Here is a 20,124-nt window from a genome sequence, read left to right as displayed (position 1 = left end):
ACCCCCACGCGCGCGTTCACGCCGGATCGCCGTCGATGACCGGCCGGCGGCGCGCGACCGCGTCCAGCCGCTTCGTCAGCGCCGCCTCGGCTTCGGCCAGCGTCGCGGTGGGCCGCTCGCGCGGCAGCTCCGGCCCGCGGCGCTGCGCGGCGTCGTGCCGGTTGAGGATGGCCATCGCCACCTTCACCTGATCCGGCGCCATCACGCGCGGGGACGCATCCGATCCATCCGCCGCCACCACCTCGAGCGCATCGACGCCCGTCAGCGCATGGCCGAGCAACGCCGTTTCCAGCCGTTCGTAACCGATCGCCAGCGCATCGCGCCACGCCGCGGCGAACGCGGCATTGGTCCGGCGCGCATGGCAGGCGCGTTCGGCGGACATCCCCGCCGCCCGCGCCGAGCCCGCCACATCGGCGGTTTGCGCCAGCCCATCGAAAAACCGCTTCCGCCGCCCCGGAGTCCAGCGGCGGGTCGCGACCTCGCCGTCACGCGCGTCGTCCCGCTTGCCCATGATCCACCCCCGCACCGCCATGATCGCCGGCCGCCGAACGCAGTTCGGGCCGGCGACGACACGTGCTTCTGCCCGCGCCATCCCGGCCCGACTCGCAATTCTTCAGCGTTCCTGTTATGTACCCAAGGAGCGTGACGCTGTCAAGTGTTTTGTACCCTTTTGGTTCGCACGGTCACTCGGCCGCGGCGAGCAGCGTATCCGGTTCGCGCGCCTTCAGCCGGCGATAGGTCGCCAGCGCCTGGCCCACCACCTGATCCATATTGTAATAGCGATAGGTGGCGAGCCGCCCCACGAAGACCACGTCGGGCTCGGCGAGCGCGAGTGCCTCGTAGCGCTTGAACAGCGCCTGGTTCTCGGGCCGCGGGATCGGATAATAGGGATCGCCCTCGGCCGCGGGATATTCGTAGGTGACGCTGGTCACCGCGGCCACCTGCCCGGTCAAATGCTTGTATTCGGTGACTCGCGTAAAGGGCACCGCCTCGTCGGGATAGTTGACGACGGCCACGGGCTGGTGCTGCGCGACCGGCAGCGTGCGATGTTCGAACCGCAGCGAGCGATAGGGAAGGCGACCGTGGCAATGGTCGAAATACTCGTCGATCGGCCCGGTATAGACCAGCCGGTCGTAACGCACGCTGTCCTTCACCTCGGCGAAATCGACCCCCAGCCGCACCGTGATGCCGGGGTGATCGAGCATCGCCGCGAACATCGCGGTGAAGCCCTCCGCCGGCATCGCCTGATAGGTGTCGGCGAAATAGCGATCGTCCACGTTGGTTCGCGTCGGCACCCGCGCGGTGACGGCCTTGTCCAGCTCCGACGGATCGAGCCCCCATTGCTTGCGCGTGTAGCCGCGGAAGAACAGTTCGTAGAGCTCCTGCCCCACCGCGGAGACGACGACGTCCTCCGAGGTGCGCACCGCGGCCACCGGTTCGGCGCGCGCCGCGAGGAAGGCCGCCGCATCGGCGTCGCTCTCGAGCCCGGCGTCGAACAGCGCGTTCAGCGTGGTGCGGTTGATCGGAATCGGCACCTGCTGTCCGCGCACCTCGGCCAGGACGCGATGCTCATAGGGCCGCCAATCGGTGAAGCGCGACAGATAGTCGAACACTTCGGCCGAATTGGTGTGGAAGATGTGCGGGCCGTAACGGTGGATCAGGATGCCCGCTTCGTCCGCCACGTCGAACGCGTTGCCCGCGATATGCGGGCGCCGGTCGATCACCAGCACGCGCTTGCCGCCATCGGCCGCCAGCCGCTCGGCCATCACCGATCCGGCGAAGCCGGCCCCCACCACCAGATAGTCGTAATGCGGCAATTCCACCGGCGCGGCGCGTTTCGCGTCGATCGCGGCGAGCATCGCATCGGCGGTATCGTCCCACGACATCGCCGCGAGCAGCGCATCCGCCTCGTCGCGCCAGGCGCGGTCATCGCCGCGCGCCAGCGCCAGCGCCGCGTCGCAGGCCGCGACGAAATCCGCGCCGCCTTGCGCGATCCGGACACCCGCGACCGTGCCGTAATGGCGGATGACGTCGACGATCGGCGTCGACACCACCGGGCGCCCCGCAGCGAGATATTCGGGCGTCTTGGTCGGGCTGATGAAGCGCGTCGCCGCGTTGATTGCGAACGGCATCAGCGCCACGTCCCAGCCCGCCACGGCCGCTGGCAGTTCGTCATAGCCGCGCGAACCGGAATAGAGGATGTTGTCGCGCACCGGCAGATCGGCGGGATCGATCTTCACGACGGGGCCGACCATTTCGATCGTCCATTCCGGCCGCGCATCGGCCAGCCCGGCCAGCAGGTCGAGGTCCATGCGCTCGTCGATCACGCCATAGAAGCCGAACCGCGGCCGCGCCGTCCGATCGGGAACGGTGTCGCGCGCGCGGGCGAAATGCGCGACGTCGACGCTGGAGGGGAAGGGGCGCACATCCGGATGGCGGGTGCGCTTGGCCTCGTACAGGCTGTAGCCGCCGGTGAAGACCAGATCGGCCGCGGCCAGCAATTCCTCCTCCAGCGCCAGCAGCTCGGGCGGCGCGAAGCGGAAGGCGGACAGTTCGTCCATGCAATCATAGACGGTGCAGTCGGCCGCGACCCCGCGCGAGAAGGCGAGCATCATCGGCGTGTAATACCAGCGCACCGCCACCGGCGGCTCGTCCGCGAGGAACGCCGCCAGCAACTGCGCGAGCGCGGCATCGCGGGCGCCGTCGTCCAGCCCGTGCGGAAGGCGCGGCGTCGCGATGCGCAGACCCGGCCCCGACGCGCGGATCGCCAGATCGGGCGAGGCGACGCCACCCGTCTCGGGCTCTTCCCACACGACGACGGGATGATGCCGCGCCATGCGGGTCAGCAGATGCTGCGGCCGCTGGAAGACGAAATCCCAGCGCAGATGCGAAAAGCAGAGGAACAGGCCGGCACGGGCAGCGGGATCGAGGGAGGCACGCGGGGCCAGAACGTTCATCAGCAACTCCAATCAAGCCCCGCCCCTACCGGTAAGACACGGAAAAGGCATTGATCCATGCTACCGTATCGCGATTTGGCCTGGGCGGCGGCGTCTGGCAGGAGCGCGCGGGTGACCGATTCCGTTCCCCTGCCCCGCACGCCCCCGCTGCCGTGGATCCGGACCGCGCCGGGCGCGCCCTATTTCATCGACGATACCGGCGCGAACTGGACGCCGATCGGCCAGAACGACGCGATCACCTGGCCCGAACTCGCGCCGCTGTTCCGCCGCCGCGATCTGGCCGCGGTGGAGCGCCATCTCGCCTGGCTGGTCGAGCACGGCGTCACCTGCCTGCGGCTGATGGTCGAATATGCGCAGGTGCGGCATCGCTATTTCGAGCGGCCGGCGGGCGTGCGCGTTCCCGCCATGGTGCGGCTATGGGACGATCTGTTCGCGCTGTGCGAACGCGCCGGCCTGCGCATCCTGCTCACGCCGGTGGACACGTTCTGGATGTGGATCCACTGGCGCCACCATCCGTGGAACGCCGCCAATGGTGGCCCGCTCGACACGGCCGCGCGCCTGTTGCTCAGCCCCGAGCTGCGCCAGGCGATCAAGGCGCGGCTGACCTTCATGGCCGAGCGTTGGGGCGGATCGGGCGCGCTTTTCGCCTGGGATCTGTGGAACGAGATCCACCCCGCGCAGGCGGAGAACGGCGCGGCCTGTTTCGACGAATTCATCGCCGACCTGTCGCAGCATGTGCGCGGCCTGGAGCAGCGGCTCTATGGGCGCAGCCATCCGCAGACCGTGTCGATCTACGGCCCCGAATTGTGGTGGCGCCCGGAACTGGCAATGGCCGAGCCGATCTTCCGCCACCCCGATCTCGATTTCGCGACCATCCACATCTATCGCTCCGGTCCGATCGACAACCCCACGGACACGGTGCGACCCGCGCTCGCGATGGGTCGCGTGGTGCGCCAGTGCCTGGGCGAGATCACCGACACCCGGCCCTTTCTCGATACCGAACATGGCCCGATCCACGCCTTCAAGGACAAGCACCGCACGCTGCCCGCGCCGTTCGACGACGAATATTTCCGCCACATGAGCTGGGCGCATCTCGCCAGCGGTGGGGTCGGCGGCGGGATGCGCTGGCCCAACCGCCACCCGCACGTCCTCACCCCCGGCATGCGGCTGGCGCAGCGAGCGATGAGCGGCTTCCTGCCGCTGATCGACTGGCAACGCTTTCGCCGCACGCCGTTCGCGGTGCGCGTGCGGAGCTATCACGCGCTCGGCTGCGGCGATGCGGATCAGGCGGTGCTGTGGCTGGTGCGCCGCGGCGGCCGAATGCCCGACGGCCGGGTGGACAACGCGACCTTCACGCTGCGCCCGATCACGGTGCCGATGCCGCCCGGCCGGTTTCGCGTGACCATTTGGGACACGATCGCCGGCCAAAGCCGCGATGAGCGGGAGGTGGTCGCGGACGAGCACGGACTGGCGTTCGACGTCACCGTCAGCGGCGACTGCGCGGTCGCGATCCGGCGGATCTGAGGCGCTCTTACCCGGCGATGCGCGCCTTCAGCGCGTCCCACGCCGCCACTTCGTCCGGAAAGCGCTGTTCCACCACCAGATCGGAGGCGATGCCGGTCGCCATATCGACCGTGACGCGGCCGGCCCATTCATAGGTGGCGTTGCCCGACAGCGTCACCATGGCATCCGCCTCCGCATGACCGCGGATCATCCCGCCGCGGTTGAGGATCATGGTGTCGACGCCGTAGCCAACCCGTCCGGTGAGACAGGCCGCGTAGAGCGAGGCGCCCATTGCGCTGCCGCAACTGTCGGTCAGGCCGACGCCGCGCTCGAAGGTGCGCACAAAGAGCGCGTCCCCGCGCACCTCCACGAAGCTGACGTTCGCGCGGCCGGGCAGCCAATCGGGCGCTGCCTCGCACAGCGCACCGATCCGGGCCAGTTCGGCTTCATCGATCGCCTCGACGAACGCCAGGAGATGGGGATTGGGCATGCGCACCGCGGTGAAACGCTGGGCCGGCGAGAGCGCGGCGATCGGCGCATCGACCAGGGTCGCTGCCCCGATGTGCATCGGCCAGGAGGCGAGGTCGAGCGTCGCCGGCCCCGCCCGCTCGCGCACCGTGTACACGCCGGGTGCCAGATCCTCCGCGCGCACCGCCGTCGCCGCGGAGATCTTCAACGCGACCGTCGCCGCGCTCAGCCCGGTCGCCGCAAAGCCCGCGCGCGCGACGCAGCGCAGCCCGTTGAGGCACGTCTCCGCCTCGCTGCCATCGGCGTTGCGCATCGTCATCGCGAAATCGGCCTCACCGCGCGCTGGCCCGAGCAGCAGGATCCCGTCGCCGCCCACCGGGCCGGCACGATCGGACAGCGCGCGCGCGACGATCGCCCATTCGGCGTCGCCTAGCGCGAGCCCCCGCGCGTCGATCATCGGGAAGTCGTTGCCCGACCCGTGGCATTTGACTATGGCGAACCTCATGGAAGACCATAATGGTCGGCCAGCGCGTCGAGCGCCAGCCCCAACACGATCCGTCCCGCGCGGGCGGGCCAGCCGAGCGCCCGCTCCGCCGCGGGCAGCCCCTCGCACGCGCACACCACGCGCCATGCCACGTCGCGCAGGCCGGGCCCCATCGCGGCGGTCGCCGCATCGAAGCGGCGCTTGGCGGCGATCTGCGCGCTGGTGGGATCGAGCCGCTCGCCGGTCGCTCCGTCCACCCGCGCCGCCCAGCGCATCGTGACCGAGGGCGCGAGCGCGGCGCGCTCGTAATCGGCGCGCAGCCGCTCCCCGGCCTCGAACTGCCGCGCATCCACCATCCCGCGCGCGCGCAGCCAGCCCAGCGGTGATTCGGCGATATTCACGCTGACGCGCCGACCCCGACCGGCGGGGCTCGCCCGCACCACGCCATTCTCCAGCCCATGTTCCACCAGCTCGCGCATAATGCCTCCATCCTCCAGATCGCTGCGGGCTTGCCACAGGGGCACATGTGTAGGACAGTGGCGAACCGATATGGTTGGAGAGCGATCGTGATTACCGCCATCCGCGATGTTCGCCGTGCCCGCGGGCTGACGCTCGACGATGTCGCCCGCGCCTGTGTCCCGCCCTCCACGCCGCAGACGATCGGCCGCCTGGAAACCGGCACGCGCACGGTGTCGATCGCGTGGCTCAACCGGATCGCCGCCGCAATGGGCGTCACCGCGGCCGATCTGGTGACGCTGCCCGACCGGTCCGACCTGCCCGTGGCCGCGATCCTCGATGCGGGCGGCGTGCATGCGCCACGCCGCGCGGCGAGCGTGACGCCACCCCTGGCGCAGCCCGGCTGGGTGGCGGTGAGCGTCACCGGCGGCATCGGCGATTACCGCGCGGGCGATTCGATCTGGTGCGAACCGCTGGCGCCCGACGCGTTCGGCCATGCCCTCAACCGCGACGTGCTGGTGCCGCGCGCCGCGGGCCGGTTCCTGTTCGGCCGGCTGATCGGGCGAGACACCGGCGCGCAAGGCGCGCGCCTCCATTTGCTTCCGCCCGGTGCGGGCCAGCGTCAGCAGGTGATCGCCGATCCGCCATGGATCGCGCGCGCCGTGCGGCTGGTGCGCGATCTGTGACGCACCGCTAGCCGCGACGGGCGGCCATCAGACCTCTTCGTTCTGCAACAACAGGTGGATGATGGCGGGGGCCGGCCGGGCCAGGGCACGGATACCGCACGCGGCAAGCCGGATATCGTCGATCCGCTCGGGATCCTCGACCAGGATGCGCCAGCGGCCCGCATGGCGCGTCGCCGAACGGATATTGCCCCACCCGCCGACCGCCATCCCGATCGAACGCGGCAGCGTGCCGGCCGGCGCCGCAATGGCCACCGCGGGCGTGGCGGCGACCGGTTCGGGCTGATCGAGCACCGCGCGCATCTCCATCGCCAGCCCGTCGGCGATCCCGCCGACGATCACCTGCGCGGTCTTCGCCGAGGGCCGCAGCACGCCGCGCGCGCCCAGCGCACGAAGCGCGGCCTCGTCGATCACACCGGAATCGGCGAGCGTCAGCCGCAGCCGGGTCGCGCACGCATCGACCTGCCGGAGATTGGCCTCACCACCCAGTGCCGCGACGAACGCGGCGGCCTTGCCCTCGGCGGTCACCGGGGGTGCAAGCGGCGCCTCCGCGACCAGCGGCTCGCGCCCGGGCGTCGGCAGATCGAACCGGACGATCGCCCAGCGGAACAGGCCGTAATAGAGCAGCGCGTAGAGCGCGCCCACCGGCAGCATCAGCAGCGGGCGCGTCGCGCGTCCATAGTTCAGCACATAATCGAGCAGCCCGGCCGAAAAGCCGTAGCCGAGCCGCACGCCGAGGAGGTTCATCACCACTTCGGCCGTGCCCGTCAGCACCGCGTGCACGACGTAAAGTACGGGCGCGAGGAACATGAAGCTGAACTCGATCGGCTCGGTCACGCCGGTCAGGAACGAGGTGAGGCCCAGGCTCAGCAACAGACCGCCCACCGCCGCGCGCCGGTCCGGCGCCGCCGATCGGTACATGGCAAGGCAGGCGGCGGGCAGGCCGAACATCATGACCGGGAAGAAGCCGCTCATGAAAACGCCGGCGCTCGGGTCCCCGGCGAAGAAGCGGGTCAGATCCCCCGTCTGCCCGTGATAATCGCCGACGAGGAAATAGGCGACGTTGTTCAGGATGTGGTGCAGTCCGGTGACGATCAGCAGCCGGTTGAGCAGACCGAACGCGAACAGGCCCCAACTGCCCGATGCCACGATGCCCTGGCTGAGCGCGTCCACCCCGGCGCTGATCCAGCCATAGGTCAGGCCGAGCGGCAACGCGACCGCCAGACCGGCGATGCCGGCCAGGATCGGCACCAGCCGCCGGCCGCCGAAAAAGGCGAGATAATCGGGCAGCTTGACCGTTGAGAAACGATTGTAGAACCCGCCCCCCACCAGGCCTGCGGCGATGCCGATCGGCACCTGCAGCTTGTCGATCGCCGCCGCCTTCCACGCGCCGAGCAGCGCCTGCCCCACCGCCGCCGCGCTGCCGGGCGGAACCAGCCCCGCGGGTGCGACGAGGAACACCTGCGCGGCATTGTCGATGACGAGATAGCAGACCACGCCCGCCATCGCCGCCGCGCCATTGCCGTCGCGCGCGATGCCGGTCGCGACGCCCACCGCGAAGAGCAGGCCGAGATGTGCGAAGATCGCCTCGCCCGCCGCGCTGACGAAGGCGATGTTCAGCAGGTCGGGCTGGCCCAGCCGCAGCAGCAATCCCGCGATCGGCAGCACCGCGATCGGCAGCATCAGCGCACGACCGAGCGCCTGGAGGAGCGGCATCGGCGAACCGAACTTGACGATCATCGGCCGGTCTCCTCGGCGAAACGGCGGGCAAGCGCGCGAACCTCGGCGGCCGAGGCGCAGGCGAGCGCGGCGCGCGCATGGTCGGCGGCCGCATCCAGGGCCAGCGCCATCACCAGCGCCTTGGTCGCGGCGACGCGGGCGGGCGGCACCGAGAGCGTACGCACCCCGAGCCCGATCAGGATCGGCGCGGCGAGCGGATCGGCCGCAAGGCCGCCACAGACGCTGACCGGCACGGCGCCCGCCCGCGCGCACGTCTCGGCGATCAGGCGCAGCACCGCGGGGTGCAGGCCGTCGAGCATCGCCGCGACCGCGGCGTTGCCGCGATCCGCCGCCAGCGTATATTGGGTGAGGTCGTTGCTGCCGATCGACAGGAAATCGGCTTCGCGCGCAATGAGGTCCGCGCCGATCGCCGCGGCGGGCGTCTCGATCATCGCGCCCAGCGCGCAAGCGCCGCCGCCGATCCGTTCGAGTGCGGCGCGCACGCTCGCCAGCTCGGCCGCGCTCGCGACCATCGGCACCATGATCTTCGCGCGGGCCGGCTCGGCCAGCGCTAGAATCGCGGCCAGTTGCGCGTCGAGCAGCGCGGGCTGGGCCAGCGCGATCCGCACGCCGCGCAGGCCGAGCGCCGGATTTTCCTCGGCCGGCAGCGCCAGATAGGGCGCGGGCTTGTCGCCGCCGATATCGAGCAGCCGGATCGTCACCGGCCGATCGGGCAAGGCCTCCATCACCGCGCGGTAGGCCCCGGTCTGTTCGGCGGCATCGGGCGCGGCGGTCCGATCGAGGAACAGGAATTCGGTCCGCAGCAGCCCGCAACCGTCCGCGCCCGCCGCCATGCCGGCGACGGCATCGGCGGCCGAACCGCAATTCACCTGCACCGCGATCGGCGTCCCGTCGCTGGTGGCGACCGACGCGCTGCCGATCGATCCGGCCCGCACCGCCGCGGCGGCATGGCGCGCGATGGCAGTATCGGCCGCCCTGCGGGTCGCCGCGTCGGGATCGGCGACGACATGGCCCGCATCGCCGTCGATCAGCATCGGCGTGCCGTCTGCGACGCTTTCCAGCGCGGTGCCGAGTGCGACCGTCATCGGCACGCCCGCGCCCGCCGCGAGGATGGCCACATGCGCGGTCGGGCCGCCCCGGACGAGCGCGATGCCCGCGATGCGCGCGGTATCGAGCGCGACGAACTGCGAGGGGAGCAGATCGTCTGCCAACAGGATCGCGCCGGCGGGCGGTGCTTCGCCGGCCGCCGTGGTGCCCAGGATCGCGTGCGCGACACGCTCGCCGACATCGACGATGTCGTCGGCGCGCTCGGCGATGCGCGGATCGCCCGCCGCGCGCAGCAGCCCGGCCTGCGCCTCGGCTGCGGTCAGGATCGCGGCGGCGGCGCTCGCCCCCGCGTCGATCGCCGCCTCGGCCGCCTCGGCGAGCATCGGATCGTCGAGGATCTCGCGGTGCGCGCCGAAGACGCCCGCCGCCTGGCCTTGCGCCTCCGTCGCCAGGGCGAGCGCCGCGCGGACGGTCGCGATGCCGGTGGCGAACCGGCCCCGCTCAACCGCCACGCCCTCGCCGCGCGCGGCGGGTTGCGGCCGCGTCCGCCGCAGCCAGCAGGCGGGGCCGACCGCCAGCCCCGGCGCGGCGGCGATGCCGGCGATCGCACCCGCGGGCAACGGCGCGACGGTTGGTGCGGCGGCCCGCGTCCGGGCGGGTGGCGGCGCGGCCGGTCCGACCTCGCGGGTGAGCAGCGCGGCGACCGCGTCGATCGCGGCCTCGGCATCGTCGCCGCGCGCGGTGATCGTCACCGGGGTATCGTGCGCGAGCCCCAGCCCCAGCAGCGCGATCGAACTGGCCGCCGATGCCTGCCGGCCCGCGCTCACCAGCGTCACCTCCGCCGCGAGCGGCCGCAGCGCCGCGACGATCCGCGCCGCCGGGCGGGCGTGCAAGCCGTGCGGCAGGCCGATGCGCATCGTGCGCACCCTCTCGTCACCGCTAACCACGGCGGTTCCGGGCGCCGCGGCCTGCCGCTCGAACCGAAACAGCGCTTCCCCGACGGCGACGATTCCGCCCGGATGGCGCCAGCCGATCGGGACGCCCGCGCCGGTCAGGAGCAGCGGCGTCACCGCCGCGCTCGCGCCCGTCACCAGCCGGTCGAGATCGAAACGGATCAGCGGATCGCCCGCCCCGACCACGTCGCCGGGGCGGACGAGCGCGGTGAACCCCGCGCCGCCCAGCGCGACGCTGTCGATGCCGATATGCATCAGCAATTCGGTGCCGTCCGCCATCGCCATCGTCACCGCATGGCGCGCGGCATGCACCGTCAGGATGGTGCCGTCGCACGGCGCATGCAGCGTGTCGCCGGTGGGATCGATCGCCATGCCGTCGCCCAGCATGCCCTCGGCGAAGACCGGATCGGGCACCTCGGCGATCGGCATCGCCCAGCCGGCGAGCGGGGCGAACAGCGTGATGGTGGTCATGCGGCGATGATTCCTGTGGCCGCCGTTACCGGCTCCTGGGGGCGGGGCGGGCGGGCGCGGCGCTCGACCGTCAGCGTGGCGGGGCGCAGGCCGGGCGCGGTGGCGGCCAGCGTCAGCACGCCGCGCCCGGCATCCGCCGCGACGATGACTTGCGCGAGCCCGTTGAACAAGGATCGCGCGTCGCCCTTTTCGGGCTCGTGGCAGTTCGGATCGCCATTGCCGACGCCGATGATCGCGCCGCCCGTGATCGCAAAGCGAGCCGGCAGATTGGCGCCCGGCACATGGCGGCCATGCGCATCGACCGCGTCGACCGTCACCGGCTGCACGTCCTCGCTATCGCCGGCCATCACGCGGCGCGCGGGCGTCAGCCGCAGCGCGACCGGCGCGCCCGCCGTCTCGTGCACGGCGCGCGCCACCGCCCGGCCACCACGATAGGCGATCGCCTCGATCCGGCCGGGCGCATAGCGCACGGTGCACGGTGCCCCCATCACCCGGTCGAGCGGCGCATCGGCGACGGTGCGGCCGTTCAGGCGCACGACCACGCGATCCGCGTTGCCCGTCACGAGCAAAGCGATCGGCTGCCCCTCGCGGCCCGGCCAGGTCCAGTGCGGCGCGATCGCTACGACGGGCGTGTCGTCGATCCACTGCGCGCGGCGGATGTCATAGGCGGTCTTGGGAAAGCCGCACAGATCGAGGATCCCGAAGAAACTGGAGACGGTCGGCCAGGCATAGGGTGTGGGCTCGCCGTGATAATCGAACCCCGTCCAGACGAAGCCGCCCGCGACGAACGGCCGCGCGGCGATCGCCTGCCAGCTCGCGCGGTGCGTGGCGCCCCAGCTCGCCGCCTCGGTGTCGTAGGACGAGATGACGTGCGCGGCGGGATCGTTGGCGAACGCACCGCGCGTCATGAACGCGCTGGTGTCTTCCGAGCTGGTGACCGGCTGCGCGGGGCGCAGCGCGTGGAACTTGTCATATTCGTTCTGGTAATAGTTGAAGCCGGTGACGCCCACGACCTGCGAGACGTTGGCGGGGGCGTAGAACATGCCGTTCTGTGCCGCGGTCACCGGCCGGCCGTCGTCCAGCCGGCGGACCGCCGCGGCCATCCGGCGCACCATCGCCACGCCGGCGGGCGTGCCCTGCATCGGCTCCTCGTTGAAGACCGACCAGAGGATGACGCTCGGATGGTTGCGGTCGCGCCGGACCATCCATTCGAGCTGCGCCAGATAATCGGGCGCGGGATCGAAATGGCGGTTCTCGTCCATCACGAGGAACCCCATGCGGTCGGCAAGGTCGAGCAGTTCGGCGGCCGGCGCATTGTGCGAGCAGCGGATCGCGTTGCAGCCCATGTCCTTCAGCCGCTGGAGCCGCCAGGCGAGCAGCGCATCGGGCACCGCGACGCCCACCCCGGCATGATCCTGGTGGAGGCACACGCCCTTCAGCTTCACCGGCATGTCGTTCACGAACAGGCCCCGATCGGCATCGAACCGGATCGTGCGGAAGCCGATCGCCAGCCGGCGCTCGTCCAGCGTCGCGCCGTCGCCCACCCTAACGATCAGCGTGTAGAGCGTCGGCCGGTCGACCGACCACAGGCCGGGCGTGCCGGCCGCCAGCGTCAGCCGCGCCTCGGCGCGATCGAGCGACGCGACGCTCGCCGTCGCGCTGCCCGTGGCGACCACGCGCCCGTCGGGTGCCACCAACGTCGCCGCCACGCTCGGCATGGCGACGGCATCGGCGATGTTCTCCAGCGTGACCGTCACGGGCACGCGCCACTGCCCGTCGTCGCCGCGCCGCGGATCGGCATGCACGCCGTCGGTCGCGATCGACACCGCCGGCCGCCGCGCGAGCCAGGCATGGCGGTAGAGGCCGGCGCCTTCGTACCACCAGCCCTCCATCGCGTTCGCATCGACGCGCACCGCGATCACGTTCGGCTCGTCGCCGAACCGCGCGAACGGCGTCACGTCGACATAGATGCCGTTATAGCCCGACCAATTGTGCGCCACGACGCTGCCGTTGACCCAGATCGTGGCGTGGGTGGCGATCGCGCCGAACTGGATCTCCAGCTTGCGGCCACGATCGGCGGGGTCGAGCCGGAGCGTGCGGCGATACCAGCCGATGCCGCGCGGGCGATAGCCCTGGCTGACGTTGGCGGTCTCGACGACGGGCTGGAACGACGCCCAATCGTGCGGCAGCGTCACCGCCTCCCAGCCACGATCGTCATAGCCGATCGCGGCCGCGCCCTGCGCGGCGCCCGCCTTCACGCTGTTGTAGGTCGCGTCGTGCGTCGCGGGCGGCGGCGGGACGATGTCGCCCGCATGGAAGCGCCAGCCATGATCGAGCAGCACGCGCGACGGATCGGTGACCGGCAGCCGTTCGGGCAGTTGGTCGAGCGGCGGCGGCATCGGCGGCCCGGCGTCGGTGTGTCCGGCCGCCGGCAGCGGGCCGACCGCGAGCGCTGCGCCGATCGCGGCGGAGCCCTGCAGCAGCGCGCGCCGGTCGAGCGTCATTCGCGCCGTTCCCCGCCGATCCACGTCGCCCGCGCGGCGAAGCCGGCATCGAGCCACACCCAATCGGCGCGCAAACCCGCCGCCAGGTCGCCGCGCTCATGGCCCAGCCCGAGAAACGCCGCGGGGTTGGCCGCCGCCATCCGCGACGCCGTCGCCGGCGCGATCCCCAGCATCGACACGGTGTTCGCCACCGCCCGTGCCATGTCGAGATCGGATCCGGCCAGCGTGCCGTCGGCAAAGGCGCAGACGCCATCGGCGACCCGGATGGGGCGGCCCTGCAGCACGAAATCCTTCTCGCGCGCGCCGACCGACGACATCGCGTCCGTCACCAGCATCATCCGTTCTGCGCCGCGCGCGCGCAGCGCGATGCGGAGCACGGTGGGCGAGACGTGAACGCCGTCCACGATCAACCCGCACCAGGGCCGCGGATCGTCGAGCGCAGCGCCGATCAGCCCTGGCGCGCGCTGCTGCATGGCGGGCATCGCGTTGAACAGATGCGTGATGCCGCTGAGCCCGGCATCGAAGGCCGAAAGCGCGCCCGCATGATCCACCTCGGTATGGCCCGCGCTGACCCGCACGCCCGCCGCCGCCAGCGCGGCAATATCGGGCAGCCGCGCCAGCTCGGGCGCGATCGTCACCATCACCACCCCCAGGCGCGGGCGCGACAGCAGCGCGATCATCGCATCGTCGAGCAGGCGGAACCGGGTCGCGTCATGGATGCCCTTGCGCGCGAGCGCCAGGAACGGCCCCTCGATATGCACACCGACCACGCCCGGCACGCCGGCCGCGATCGCCGCGTCCACCGCATCCAGCGCGCGCTCGATCCGATCGGGATAGTCGCTGATGAGCGTGGGCAGGAAGGCGGTCGTCCCGAACGCCGCATGCGCCGCGCCAATCGCGGCGATGCCCGCGACGCTCGTCTCGTCGTTGAACAGCACGCCACCGCCGCCGTTCACCTGCGTGTCGACGAAGCCCGGCATCAGCCAGCCGCCCTCCAGGTCGATCGCGCCGGCAGCCCCCGCCTCGCACGGTTCGATCGCGACGATCCGCCCGTCCGCGACGGTGATCGCCGCCCCCGGCCATACCCCATCCGCCACCACGACATGGCCATTGCCGAAACGAAGGATGGTCATCGGGTCTGGGTCACCTTGGCGAGATGCGGCGGCCGGTCGGGATCGAGCCCGCGCATCCGGGCGAGGCGTTCGGCGACGCCATAGAAGCTGGCCAGCATCAGGATCGGCTGGATCGCGGCATGCGCGGCCTCCACCGGCAGCAGCGCGCCGTCGTCCGCCCCGGCACGCAGCACGATCGCACCACGCGCCGCGAATTCGTTCGCGACGGCCGTGACGCCCTCGCCCGCGGCATCGCCCGTCGCGAAGGCGAGCACGGGGAAACCGGGCCCCACGATCGCCATCGGCCCGTGGCGCACTTCGGCGGCGCTGAACGGCTCGGCCTGGATCGCGCAGGTCTCCTTCAGCTTCAGCGCCGCCTCCTGCGCCGCGGCGAAGCCATAGCCGCGGCCGATGACGAACATCTGCCGCGCCGCCGCCAGCGGTGCCACGCCCGCCGACCAGTCCTGCGCGACGGCGCGCGCGAGCAGGTCGGGCAGCGCCTCCACCGCCTCCGCCAGCGCGCCGTCCTGCGACCAGGCCGCCACCAACGCCACCATCAGCGTCATCGCGGCGAGGCAGGATTTGGTCGCCGCCACCGAGCGTTCGGGGCCGGCGCTGAGCGGCAGCAGCCAATCGGCCTGCGTGGCGAGCGGCGAACCTTCGTCGTTGACCAGCGCGGCGACCTCGATCCCCGCCGCTTGCCAGGCCGCCGTGGTCGCCAGCAGATCGGGGCTGCGGCCCGATTGCGAGATCGCGATGCACAGCGCCCCCTCGGTTTCCACCGGCGCCGCGAACAGCGACGCCACCGACGGCGCGACCGAGACGACCGGCACGCCCAGCATCGTCTCGATCAGATATTTGCCATAGGTCGCCGCATGGTCCGACGAACCGCGCGCGCAGGTGCCGACCAGCCGCACCGGCCGCTGCCGCAGCCGCGCGGCGAGCGTCGCGATCGTCTCGCGATTGGCGAGCAGCGCACGCCGCGCCGCCTCGGGCGCCTCCAGGCTTTCGCGGCGCATCAGGCTGATCGGGTCGGTCGCGACTGTCATGGCATCACAGGTCCGTCAGTTCGGCGACGAAATCATAGGCGTCGCCCCGGTAGAAGGATTGGGTGAACTCGACCGCGCGGCCGTCGCGCAAGAAGCCGCAGCGTTCGATCAGCAGACCGGGGCTGCCCGGGTCGATGCCGAGCAGCCGCGCATGGTTGCCGAGCACCGGCACCGCACGCAGCCGCTGCAGCGCGCGCGTCGGCCGGTGACCCGTCGCGTCGAGCGCGGTGTAGAGCGAATCGGTGACGTCTTCGATGCCGGGCAGGCACCAGCCGGGGATCGTCGAGAATTCCAGCGCCATCGGGATCTCGTCGGCATGGCGGACGCGGTGAAAGCGCAGGACCGGCGCGCCGGGCGAGAGGCCGAGCTGCATCGCCTCCTCCGGCATCACCAGCCCCGCCGCGCGCGAGATCCAGCTGCTGCTCGGCGACCGGCCCCGCGCGATCATGTCCTCGGAAAAGGACGAGATCCGCGCGAAGCTCTTCTCGATCCGGCGCGACACCGTCGTGCCCGCGCCCCGCCGGCGCACGAGCAGCCCCTCCTCGACCAGCTCGGCCATCGCCTTGCGGATCGTGATGCGCGAAATGCCGAATTCGATTGCCAGGTCGCGCTCCGCAGGCAGCGCGGCGCCTTCCTCGAGCACACCGCCCGCGATCGCCTCCCGCAACAGCCGCGCGAACTGGACGTAGAGCGGCGCGGGATCGCTTGGCACCATCGGCCCGATGCGCGATGCAAACGTCACGACGCGGCAAACTCCCCCCGAAGATCCTGCAGCCACGACCGCGATTGGCCGCATTTGTCATATATTGGCATTATCAACTTCCTCGCGCAATGCTCTTACGATCGTCTCGTCCGCCGGGGCGAAGGCCAGCCCGAACCCCAATGGATCGGGCACGGTGGCGGTCGTCCGCCCGCCGTTCGATCGGGCGGTCGCGTGCAGCGCGCGAAGGCCGGCCGCGACGAACAGCCGCGCATTGCCGGGATCGACGCCGGCGCCCGCGACGATGCGGCAACGCCCCTCCGCCCGCTCCGCCATGGCCGACAGGGTGGCGATACCGTCAATGGCGCGCGGCTGCCCACCCGAGCTGAGGATCTGGTCGATGCCTGATGCCACCGCCTCCGCCACGGTTCCGACCGGATCGGCAACGGTGTCGATCGCCCGGTGGAGCGTGATGTGCGGAGCCCCGGCCCCGTCGCGCCAGCGGTTCATCGCCGGCCAGTCGATTGCGCCGTGCCGTGCCACGCCGAAGACGAGCCCGTCCACGCCCGCCGCGAGCAGTGCACGCGCCTCGCCGGCCGCGATCGCCATCTCGTCGGCGTCATAAGCGAAATCGCCCGCGCGGGGCCGCACCATCGCGCGGACCGCGACGCCCGCCGGCCGCGCGACCGCCAGCACCGCCTCTGCCAGACCCTGCGACGGCGTCAGCCCGCCGAGCGCGAGCGCCGAGCAGAGCTCGATCTGATCGGCGCCGCCGGCGATCGCACGGTGTGCGCTGACGAGCGAATCCACGCAGATCTCGAGAAAGCCGGAAGCGCGCTTCGCCCGCGACCGATCGGCGTGCGGATCGCTCCCTGCCCCTTCGTCATGCGCCATGGATGCCCCCCTTCCGCTCAATTCACACCACATTTCCCCAGCCGACACAAATCTGCAAAAAAAGATTGATTGGCCTGCAATTGGTCATATACCAAGTTCGAAGCATCCCGAAGGCGGCATCGATGCCGGGAGAGATGCGAGCGGCCCACCGGCCGATGATTGCAGGGAAGCGACGACCAGTGCCGACGCATGGGGCGGCGGCGACGAGGGGGGATTGTTATGACGTTGCGATTGCACTTGGCTCTGACCACCGCATTGTGCCGCGTGGCGGCCCCCGCAGCCCTGTGCTGCGTGGCGGCACCGGCTCTCGCCCAGCAGGCCGGCAGCGGCGCCGCGACCGCGGCCGTCGACGATCCCACGCCGGAAGCGAACACGGACGGCAAGGGTGACATCGTCGTCACCGGGATCCGCAAGAGCCTGAGCGATGCGATCGCGACGAAGCGCAGCACCAACGCCATCGTCGACGTCATCAGCGCCGAGGATGTCGGCAAGTTTCCCGACACGAACGTCGCCGAATCGCTGTCGCATCTGCCGGGCGTCACCGTCGACCATCAGTTCGGCGAAGGCGAGCAGGTCTCGATCGCCGGCGTCGAGCCCGCGCTCAATCGCATCCTGATCGACGGCCATTCGATCGCCTCGGCCGACTGGGGCGGCAATCCCGGCGACCGTTCGAGCCGCACCTTCAACTATTCGCTGCTCTCGCCCGAGATCATCAGCCAGGCGATCGTCTACAAGACGCCCGAGGCGCGGCTTCAGGAAGGCGCCATCGGCGGCACCGTCGACGTCGTCACCCGCAAGCCGCTCGATCTGAAGCCCGGCACGATCACCGCGACCGCGGGCGCCGACTATAACGACCGGTCGGACAGCACCAATTTCCGCGGCTCCGCGCTCTATAGCTGGCACAATGCCGACGACACGTTCGCGGTGCTGGGCTCGGTCAACTACAACAAGGAAAATCTCGCGCGCGCCGGCGTCGCCGTTTATGGCTATCTGACCGGCAGCCAGTTCACGACCACCGACGCCGGCGGCAATCTCGTGCTGCAGAACCCATCGGCCAAGATCACCGGCGGATCGATCCAGGATCTGCAGACCGCGCGGCTGCCCGCCTATCTGGCGCACGAATATTTCCAGCAGGAGCGCCAGCGGCTGGGCTTTACCGGCACCGTCCAGTTCAAGCCAGCCGACAATCTGACGCTGACCGGCAACGTGATCGTCATCCGCGGCAATTACGACAATTTCAGCAATTCCGAATATAGCTACAACACGCGCGGATCGCAGCTCCAGGCGGCGACGATCAGCAACGGCCTCATCACTTCGGCCACGTTCGCCGCACAGCCGAGCACCAGCAGCACCTGGATGGGCGAGCTCGACACCAATTTCCGCCGCACCCGGATCAAGAACGACAGCTACACCCTGTTGTACGACTGGAACCCGGGCAATTGGAAGGTGACCGGCAATGTCGGCTACACCCGCGCCACCGGCGGCAAGGATCCGGAATATCTGCTGAACTTCCGCACGCGGCAGGGCTTCACCGTGGGGGCGAACGGGCGCAACACCTATCTCAACTGGGACAATCCCGCGAGCGACGGCAGCCAGTGGATCAGCACCTCGCCCGCCGAATCGAGCCTGCAGACCGAGCCCGCGGTCCTCGCCAAGACGAACGGCGCGGGCTTCTACGGCGCGCAGATCGGCGGCATCACCAGCGCCGAGAACACGGTCGACAAGGAAGGCTTCGGCCAGCTCGACATCGCGCGCGATCTCGGCGACGGCTTTTTGCGCAAGCTGTGGCTCGGCGTGCGCGGCAGCCAGCACAACAACCAGCAGACCACCTATGGTGGCGCCACCTTCACGAACAATCTGTTCACACTGGCCGATCTTGGGTCGTACACGCTGGACAGCAGCGTCTTCGACGGCCTGACGACCACCGGCAACGGCACGCCCTATGCCACGCTGACGCAGGCCAATGCGATCGCCGCGCTGAACGCGCCGGGCACGCTGAACGTCACGCGGTCGCTCGACACGGGTTCGTACTTCAAGGTGGATGAGCGGATCATCACCGGCTATGCCCAGCTCGATTTCGCGACCGGCCATCTGCACGGCAATCTGGGCGGCCGCTTCGTCAGCACGCGCGATACGTCCTATTATTATCTCACCTCGAACAACGCCACGCAGTTCGTCGTGGCGCCGCGCAACGACGACCGGTTCCTGCCGGCCTTCAACATCGCCTATGACATCGGGTCGCAGGTCGTGGTGCGCGCCGCGGCGGCCAAGGTGATCGCGCGGCCGCGGTTCAGCGATCTGGCCGGATCACTGTCGCTCGACGACACGACCGCGACCGGCAGCGGCGGCAATCCCGATCTGAAGCCCTATGCCGCCACCAATTTCGGCGTGTCGGCCGAATGGTATTTCGCGCCAGCCAGCTATCTGTCGGGCGAATTCTTCTACCGCGACATCTCGAACTATATCGGCAATCAGACCTACGATCAGTCGATCACCAACCAGCTCACCGGGCGGACGCTGACCTACAATGTCTCGCGGCCAGTGAATGGCGGCAAGGCGACGGTGACGGGCTTCTCGGTCACCGCGCAGACCTCGTTGATCTGGGGCTTCGGCATCCAGTCCAACTACACCTTCGCCAGCGCCGATACCGGCGTGTCGGGCCAAGGGCTGCCCTATCTGTCGCGCAACACCTACAACATCATCCCCTATTTCGAGAAGGGGCCGTTCCAGGCGCGCGTCAGCTACAATTACCGGTCAAAATATTTCTACGGCTTTGGCCGCCTGCAAGCGTCCAACTACACCGATTCCTACCGGGAGCTGGATTTCTCGGCGAGCTATTATCTGACGAAGGCGATCCGGCTCACCGCGAGCGCGTCGAACCTGCTCGACGAGACCTATTACCAATATAGCAGCACGCCGTCGGCGCCGGATGCGCTATACAAGAACGGCCGGCTGTTCGCGCTCACCGCCACGTTCCGGATGTGACGCATGGCACGGGACGATGGCATGGCCGGATCCCGCGCTTCCCCTCTCCTGCGGATGCCGCCCGCGATCGCGTCCGGCATCCTCCTGCGCCGCCTCGGCTCGTGCCGCGGGCGGCGCC

General features: G+C 70.5%; 14 protein-coding genes. 3 read left to right on the top strand and 11 right to left on the bottom strand.

Annotated elements, in window-relative coordinates:
• Nucleotides 1–16: 16 nt before the first annotated feature.
• On the bottom strand, nt 17–511 hold the full coding sequence (locus tag OXQ95_RS02545; protein WP_267379110.1) for a hypothetical protein: 495 nt from the start codon (nt 509–511) through the stop codon (nt 17–19).
• Between the two features lie 172 nt (nt 512–683).
• Nucleotides 684–2,957 carry a UDP-galactopyranose mutase gene (gene glf, locus OXQ95_RS02540; protein ID WP_267379107.1) on the bottom strand — a complete coding sequence of 758 codons (2,274 nt, stop codon included), beginning with the start codon at nt 2,955–2,957 and terminating at the stop codon, nt 684–686.
• Between the two features lie 111 nt (nt 2,958–3,068).
• Between glf and OXQ95_RS02535 the strand changes: the two genes are divergently transcribed.
• A complete protein-coding gene (locus OXQ95_RS02535; RefSeq protein WP_267379105.1) occupies nt 3,069–4,481 on the top strand; it encodes a hypothetical protein in 1,413 nt (470 codons plus the stop codon).
• Between the two features lie 7 nt (nt 4,482–4,488).
• Here OXQ95_RS02535 and dapF read toward each other — a convergent pair whose 3' ends face one another.
• Both dapF and OXQ95_RS02525 read right to left on the bottom strand, forming a co-directional pair.
• On the bottom strand, nt 4,489–5,433 hold the full coding sequence (gene dapF / locus OXQ95_RS02530; protein ID WP_267379102.1) for a diaminopimelate epimerase: 945 nt from the start codon (nt 5,431–5,433) through the stop codon (nt 4,489–4,491).
• The gene (locus OXQ95_RS02525; RefSeq protein WP_267379099.1) at nt 5,430–5,891 is read right to left on the bottom strand and encodes a DUF6456 domain-containing protein; all 462 of its coding nucleotides are present in this window, start codon (nt 5,889–5,891) and stop codon (nt 5,430–5,432) included. Before OXQ95_RS02525 ends, dapF begins: the two co-directional genes overlap by 4 nt.
• Nucleotides 5,892–5,978: 87 nt before the next feature.
• On the opposite strand from OXQ95_RS02525, the gene OXQ95_RS02520 reads away from it, so the two are divergent.
• Entirely contained in the window at nt 5,979–6,554 is a 576-nt protein-coding gene (locus OXQ95_RS02520) for a helix-turn-helix transcriptional regulator (RefSeq protein ID WP_242098522.1), read from the top strand.
• A 27-nt stretch (nt 6,555–6,581) separates the two neighbouring features.
• Here OXQ95_RS02520 and nagE read toward each other — a convergent pair whose 3' ends face one another.
• The 7 genes from nagE to OXQ95_RS02485 are packed head-to-tail and all read right to left on the bottom strand — an operon-like array spanning nt 6,582 to nt 17,021.
• On the bottom strand, nt 6,582–8,291 hold the full coding sequence (nagE, locus tag OXQ95_RS02515; RefSeq protein WP_267379087.1) for an N-acetylglucosamine-specific PTS transporter subunit IIBC: 1,710 nt from the start codon (nt 8,289–8,291) through the stop codon (nt 6,582–6,584).
• Complete coding sequence (gene ptsP, locus OXQ95_RS02510) at nt 8,288–10,762, bottom strand: phosphoenolpyruvate--protein phosphotransferase (RefSeq protein ID WP_267379084.1); 2,475 nt, start codon at nt 10,760–10,762, stop codon at nt 8,288–8,290. Before ptsP ends, nagE begins: the two co-directional genes overlap by 4 nt.
• Complete coding sequence (gene galA / locus OXQ95_RS02505) at nt 10,759–13,266, bottom strand: beta-galactosidase GalA (RefSeq protein ID WP_267379081.1); 2,508 nt, start codon at nt 13,264–13,266, stop codon at nt 10,759–10,761. The genes ptsP and galA overlap by 4 nt, the downstream gene beginning before the upstream one ends.
• The gene (gene nagA / locus OXQ95_RS02500) at nt 13,263–14,399 is read right to left on the bottom strand and encodes an N-acetylglucosamine-6-phosphate deacetylase (protein ID WP_267379079.1); all 1,137 of its coding nucleotides are present in this window, start codon (nt 14,397–14,399) and stop codon (nt 13,263–13,265) included. Before nagA ends, galA begins: the two co-directional genes overlap by 4 nt.
• Nucleotides 14,396–15,427, bottom strand: a complete 1,032-nt coding sequence (locus OXQ95_RS02495) for an SIS domain-containing protein (protein ID WP_267379075.1) — start codon at nt 15,425–15,427, stop codon at nt 14,396–14,398. The genes nagA and OXQ95_RS02495 overlap by 4 nt, the downstream gene beginning before the upstream one ends.
• A 4-nt stretch (nt 15,428–15,431) precedes the next feature.
• On the bottom strand, nt 15,432–16,169 hold the full coding sequence (locus tag OXQ95_RS02490; RefSeq protein ID WP_267379072.1) for a GntR family transcriptional regulator: 738 nt from the start codon (nt 16,167–16,169) through the stop codon (nt 15,432–15,434).
• Nucleotides 16,170–16,226: 57 nt separating this feature from the next.
• Nucleotides 16,227–17,021 (bottom strand): copper homeostasis protein CutC, encoded by a 795-nt coding sequence (locus tag OXQ95_RS02485; protein ID WP_267379069.1) that lies wholly within the window; start codon nt 17,019–17,021, stop codon nt 16,227–16,229.
• A gap of 237 nt (nt 17,022–17,258) precedes the next feature.
• On the opposite strand from OXQ95_RS02485, the gene OXQ95_RS02480 reads away from it, so the two are divergent.
• Nucleotides 17,259–20,006, top strand: a complete 2,748-nt coding sequence (locus OXQ95_RS02480; protein ID WP_242096296.1) for a TonB-dependent receptor — start codon at nt 17,259–17,261, stop codon at nt 20,004–20,006.
• The last annotated feature ends 118 nt before the right edge of the window (nt 20,007–20,124 follow it).

It is taken from the genome of Sphingomonas sp. GC_Shp_6, assembly GCF_026540835.1.
In the GTDB taxonomy this organism is placed as follows: domain Bacteria; phylum Pseudomonadota; class Alphaproteobacteria; order Sphingomonadales; family Sphingomonadaceae; genus Sphingomonas.
This window is presented reverse-complemented; position numbering and strand designations above follow the sequence as displayed.